Here is a 4,476-nt window from a genome sequence, read left to right as displayed (position 1 = left end):
GGCGTCAATGTGAAGTCCGAGAACGATACTGTGCCCTTTCACCCGTACTACACGGTGAAGGACGGGTTCGCGATCGGGGTATTCTTGCTGCTCTACATGAGCTTCGTTTTCTACAATCCGAACGCCCTGGGCGACCCGGTCAACTACGTTCCGGCCGACCCGCTGGTGACGCCTGCCCATATCGTGCCCGAGTGGTATCTGCTGCCGTTCTACGCGATCCTGCGTGCGGTGCCGGACAAGCTCGGCGGCGTGATCCTGATGTTCGGCGCCATCGCGGTGCTGTTCCTGCTGCCCTGGCTGGATACGTCCAAGGTGCGCTCCATGCGCTACCGACCCACGGCGCGACTCTACTTCTTCATCTTCGTGTTCGTGTCGCTGGTGCTGGGTTATTGCGGCGGGCAACTGCCGGATGGCCAGGTGATCCCCGGTCTGTCTGGCCTGGTTCTTCTGGACGCGGACATCAACAGCTTCGTCTGGCTCAGCCGCATCGCGACGCTCTACTATTTTGCCTACTTCCTGATCATCTTGCCGATGCTCGGCTTGACCGAGACACCACTGCCGGTGCCGGAATCGATTTCCGACCCCGTCCTGTCGCATCCCGCCTCGACGCCCGTTGGCGCCATGGCGGCGCCTGAAAAGAGGGGCTGAGCCTAAGATGCTGCGCAAAAGTATCGCGCTCGCGGCGCTGGGGCTGGCCCTGATTTCAGGGCCGGCGCTGGCCGCCGGTGAGCCCAAGGAGCCCCGGAGCGTCGCCTGGTCCTTCGCGGGCCCATTTGGCAAGTTTGACGCCGCCCAGGTCCAGCGGGGCTACAAAGTCTATCGGGAGGTCTGTGCGGCCTGTCACTCGATGAACCTGATGTTCTTCCGGAATCTCGGCCAGAAGCATGGGCCGTTCTATGATCCGAAGTACCCGAACCCCAACGACAACCCCTATGTGAAGTCGCTGGCCAAGGACATCCAGGTCAACGATATCGATTCCGAAACCGGCGACACTATCCAGCGCGCGGCTTTGCCGGCGGACAAGTTCCCTTTGCCATTCCCGAACGAGGCCGCTGCGCGCGCCTCGAACGGCGGCGCGGCGCCGCCTGACCTTTCGGTGATCACCAAGTCCCGCGAAGGTGGACCGGACTACATCTACTCGCTGCTGACCGGCTATGTGAACGCGCCCGCCGGGCTCACGGTGGGGCCGGGCCAGTACTACAACCCCTATATGCCGGGAGACCTGAAATCCTACTGGACCGGCAAGGGTGAGGCGCCGAAGGGTGGCTTTATCGCCATGGCCCCGCCTTTGGCGGCCGACAAGGTGACCTTCGACGACGGCACCAAGTCGACCGTGGACCAGCAGGCCCGCGACGTGGTGGCATTCATGACCTGGGCGTCTGAACCGAAGCAGACCGAGCGCAAGCAGTTCGGTCTGGGGGCCATGATCTACCTCTTCATCTTCACCCTCCTGCTGTGGTTCAGCTACAAGCGGGTATGGCGGAACATTGCCCACTAGGGGCGAACGTCGACTGCGATGAGTTCGAGGGCTCCGGAGCGATCCGGAGCCCTTTTCCGTTCTACCGCGCGGGCGCGACCGTCAGTTGCCCCGCCGGAAAATCAAATCGCAGCCTGAAACGCGCCAGCACCGGGCCTCCCAGCACCCCCACGACATCGCCCTCGGGCTTCATGAGCCCGGCGGCCACGTCACGCCCGACCCGGCCGGCAAACGCCACCTCAGGCAGGCGAGCGAGCCACACGCCCTGCGGATAGAGTTCCGGCGAACCGCCGTCGCTCGCCGTGGCCAGGTCGTCCGCCAGACGCACCGGCGCGCTCGATCCTGTCGCGATCACAAACGGTCCGGTCACCGCATGCGCATCGTCAGAGACCGAGGCCCGCGCTGTAGGCCGACCCAGGTCCCATTCCAGCGCCAGCTGCCTTCCCCGGAACAGTGGAGCCTTGCCGGGCCGAGACAGCCGTACCCGACAGGGCGAGAAGCTCACGTCGACCACAAACCCCTTCAGCACGTCAGCCCCGATCAAACCGATCACGGCGCTGGGCAGGTTCCAGGTGCGCACATCCAGGTCGGCGACCTTCAACGCTTGATCCCCGATTTCGGCCCCGGCCAGCCGGACCGGGCCCACCAGTTCCGTGGCTTCGATCCCCTCGGTCTGCGCCTTGGTCTCATGCAGGGTGGTTTGCGCCGACCCGGTGTCGAGAATGTAGTCGCCCGCGATCCCGGCCACCTCGGCGGGCACGACGATCACGCCGTCGTCGAACCGGCAGGTCACCTCGCCCGCCCAAACCGGGGCGGCGAGCCCGGCTGCGATCATCAGGGCAGGGATGGAGGGACCCAGGTACGCCACGGCAAATGATAACGCGCGATTCCCGGTTTCGACCCTACCTCTAACGTCAGAGGCCAACTAGATTGGGCCATGGCCCACATTCCCGCCTGGAAAACCTTCAGACGTACCCAGGATCTGACCGTTCTGATCGCGGGCCTTATCTATGCCGGCGCGGTCGTCCACGCCTTCGGCCGTCTGCCGGGAGAGGCTGCCCGGCTCATGCAACACACACTGCTGTGGCCCGCGGGGTTCATGGCCATGTCCCTGCTGATCCCGCTGGTCGTGGCACAGCTTCGTCGCCCTCTGGCCAGCTATGTCTGGTCGACCTATCAGGCCGGCTTTGGCCAGACCGTGGGCTCGATCCTCGGCGGCGTGGCCTTGCTGGGTGGAGCGGCGGCGTTCATGTACTGGCAGATCGCCGGAGCAGCCACGGGAGGCCGCCCGCTGGTGGGCGTGTTCTGCGGCTATGCCGCCGGCATCGGCATCCTGGCGGCTCAGGCGGCGCTGGTGCGGGTTCTGGAGCGGCATCCGGACGTGAAGAAACAGATCGAGGTCTAGATACCGGACTCAGTTTACAAGCAGCAATTTCAACAACATCCGCTCATCCCGGCGAATGCCGGGACCTAGATCTCAAGGCTGGGAGGCTGATTGGAATAGCTGCGCGGACGTAGAACCCGCCCAATCGCCATTCCATCTGGGTCCCGGCATTCGCCGGGATGAGCGGCGTTGAGAACAGGCTCTAGACCTCGCCCCGCCCGCTGCCGTTACGGGCGAACAGCTGCAGGGTGCGCAGGCGCGACAGGGTGGCGCTGTCCGCGTGAAAGCCGTTGGGCGCGACAAAGGCGTGGCCGGCCTCGTACATATGAACCGGCATGTCCGGATGAGCCGCGCGGATCGCCTCGACCGAGGCCGGTGGGATGAGCGCGTCGGTCTCGCCCAGATGCAGGATCGTCGGAACACGTGGCGTCTCGTCCAGATAGTCCGGAATCTGGCCGCCATAGAATGACGATACCGCCGAGACGCCCGTGCAGCGCGCCGAGGCCAGCCAGGCCACCGTGCCGCCATAACAGAAGCCCATCACGAACACCGGCGGCTCCAGGGCGTCTATGGCGGCTTGCACCGCGTCCAGCACATCAGCGCCCCACCGGGTAGCCTCACCATACCCCATCTGGCGTGCTTGCAGGGCAGGATCGGTATCCCGTTCTGCGAACCCGCGCTGGAACCGGTCGAACAGGCTGGGCACGAGGGTCTCGTATCCGGCCTCGGCATAGCCCTCGGCCAGATCACGCAGGTGTGGCGTCACCCCCCAGATGGCGTGGCAGACCACCAACCCGCCACGCCGCGCGTCGGCGGTAGGCGCCCGCCAGGCGTCATAGGCGAAGCCATCTCTCGCGCTGGTGAGCTGGACGGTCTCGCCCACCCTGCTCAGGCCTTGTCGAACAGTTCCAGCGTGCGATGGCGCGCCAGGTCGGCCGCCTCGGCGCTGTAGCGTTCCGGGCTCTCGTTGTTGAAGCCGTGGCCTGCGCCTTCATAGATATAGACCGGCACGCTCTCGCCGTGGTGCTCGGCAATGGCGGCGGCCACGTCGTCGGCCGGAATGCCCGGGTCGGTGCGGCCCAGATTGACTATGGTCGGGCAGAGCGGTTTCAGGGCGGCGTTCGCCTGCACCATGGAGCCATAGTAGCTGGAGGCGGCTGCGATGCCGGTCAGTTTGCACGCCGCCAGCCAGGTCAGCGAGCCGCCGTAGCAATAGCCCACCACATGCACCTTGCCGCCGTGCTTGTGCAGGAAATCACGGCAGGCGGCGATGTCGCCCAGCGCCTGCTCCAGTGGCGTGGCGCGCGCATGGGTAATGCCCGCCTTGATGCCGTCGTCGTCGTGCTCTGCGTGGAATTCGCGCTCAAGGCGGTCAAACATGGCCGGCGCAATCGCCTCATAGCCCATCTTGGCCCAGCGCTCGACGTCGGCGCGGACGTGCCGGTCGATACCGAAGATCTCCTGGATCACGATGACCCCGCCCTTGTGCGGGGTGAAGGCCTGCTCGTGCCAGGCATTGAACTCAAAGCCGTCGGCGCCGGCCAGCTTGATCATTTCGGCCATCTTGGTCCCTTTCGGTCCAGGTCAGACGTTGAACCGGAAATTCAGCACGTCG

Annotated in this window: 5 protein-coding genes and 1 pseudogene; 3 read left to right on the top strand and 3 right to left on the bottom strand. The window is 65.2% G+C overall.

Annotation, left to right across the window (positions count from 1 at the left end; all coding sequences use genetic code 11):
* Nucleotides 1–648: pseudogene (locus ACIQ42_RS16305) on the top strand (cytochrome b/b6); the annotation flags it as partial.
* 7 nt (nucleotides 649–655) lie between these two features.
* Nucleotides 656–1,498 carry a cytochrome c1 gene (locus ACIQ42_RS16300; RefSeq protein WP_397423300.1) on the top strand — a complete coding sequence of 281 codons (843 nt, stop codon included), beginning with the start codon at nucleotides 656–658 and terminating at the stop codon, nucleotides 1,496–1,498.
* A 61-nt stretch (nucleotides 1,499–1,559) separates the two neighbouring features.
* On the opposite strand, the gene ACIQ42_RS16295 is transcribed toward ACIQ42_RS16300, so the two are convergent.
* The gene (locus ACIQ42_RS16295) at nucleotides 1,560–2,345 is read right to left on the bottom strand and encodes a hypothetical protein (protein WP_397423299.1); all 786 of its coding nucleotides are present in this window, start codon (nucleotides 2,343–2,345) and stop codon (nucleotides 1,560–1,562) included.
* A 69-nt stretch (nucleotides 2,346–2,414) separates the two neighbouring features.
* Here ACIQ42_RS16295 and ACIQ42_RS16290 point away from each other — a divergent pair, with 69 nt between their 5' ends.
* The gene (locus ACIQ42_RS16290; protein WP_397423298.1) at nucleotides 2,415–2,882 is read left to right on the top strand and encodes a hypothetical protein; all 468 of its coding nucleotides are present in this window, start codon (nucleotides 2,415–2,417) and stop codon (nucleotides 2,880–2,882) included.
* 181 nt (nucleotides 2,883–3,063) lie between these two features.
* On the opposite strand, the gene ACIQ42_RS16285 is transcribed toward ACIQ42_RS16290, so the two are convergent.
* Both ACIQ42_RS16285 and ACIQ42_RS16280 read right to left on the bottom strand, forming a co-directional pair.
* Nucleotides 3,064–3,744: a dienelactone hydrolase family protein gene (locus ACIQ42_RS16285; protein ID WP_397423297.1), complete on the bottom strand. Its 681-nt coding sequence runs from the start codon at nucleotides 3,742–3,744 to the stop codon at nucleotides 3,064–3,066.
* Nucleotides 3,745–3,749: 5 nt separating this feature from the next.
* Complete coding sequence (locus ACIQ42_RS16280) at nucleotides 3,750–4,424, bottom strand: dienelactone hydrolase family protein (RefSeq protein WP_397423296.1); 675 nt, start codon at nucleotides 4,422–4,424, stop codon at nucleotides 3,750–3,752.
* Nucleotides 4,425–4,476 lie beyond the last annotated feature (52 nt).

Source organism: Phenylobacterium sp., from assembly GCF_044372605.1.
Taxonomy (GTDB): Bacteria; Pseudomonadota; Alphaproteobacteria; order Caulobacterales; family Caulobacteraceae; genus Phenylobacterium.
This window is presented reverse-complemented; position numbering and strand designations above follow the sequence as displayed.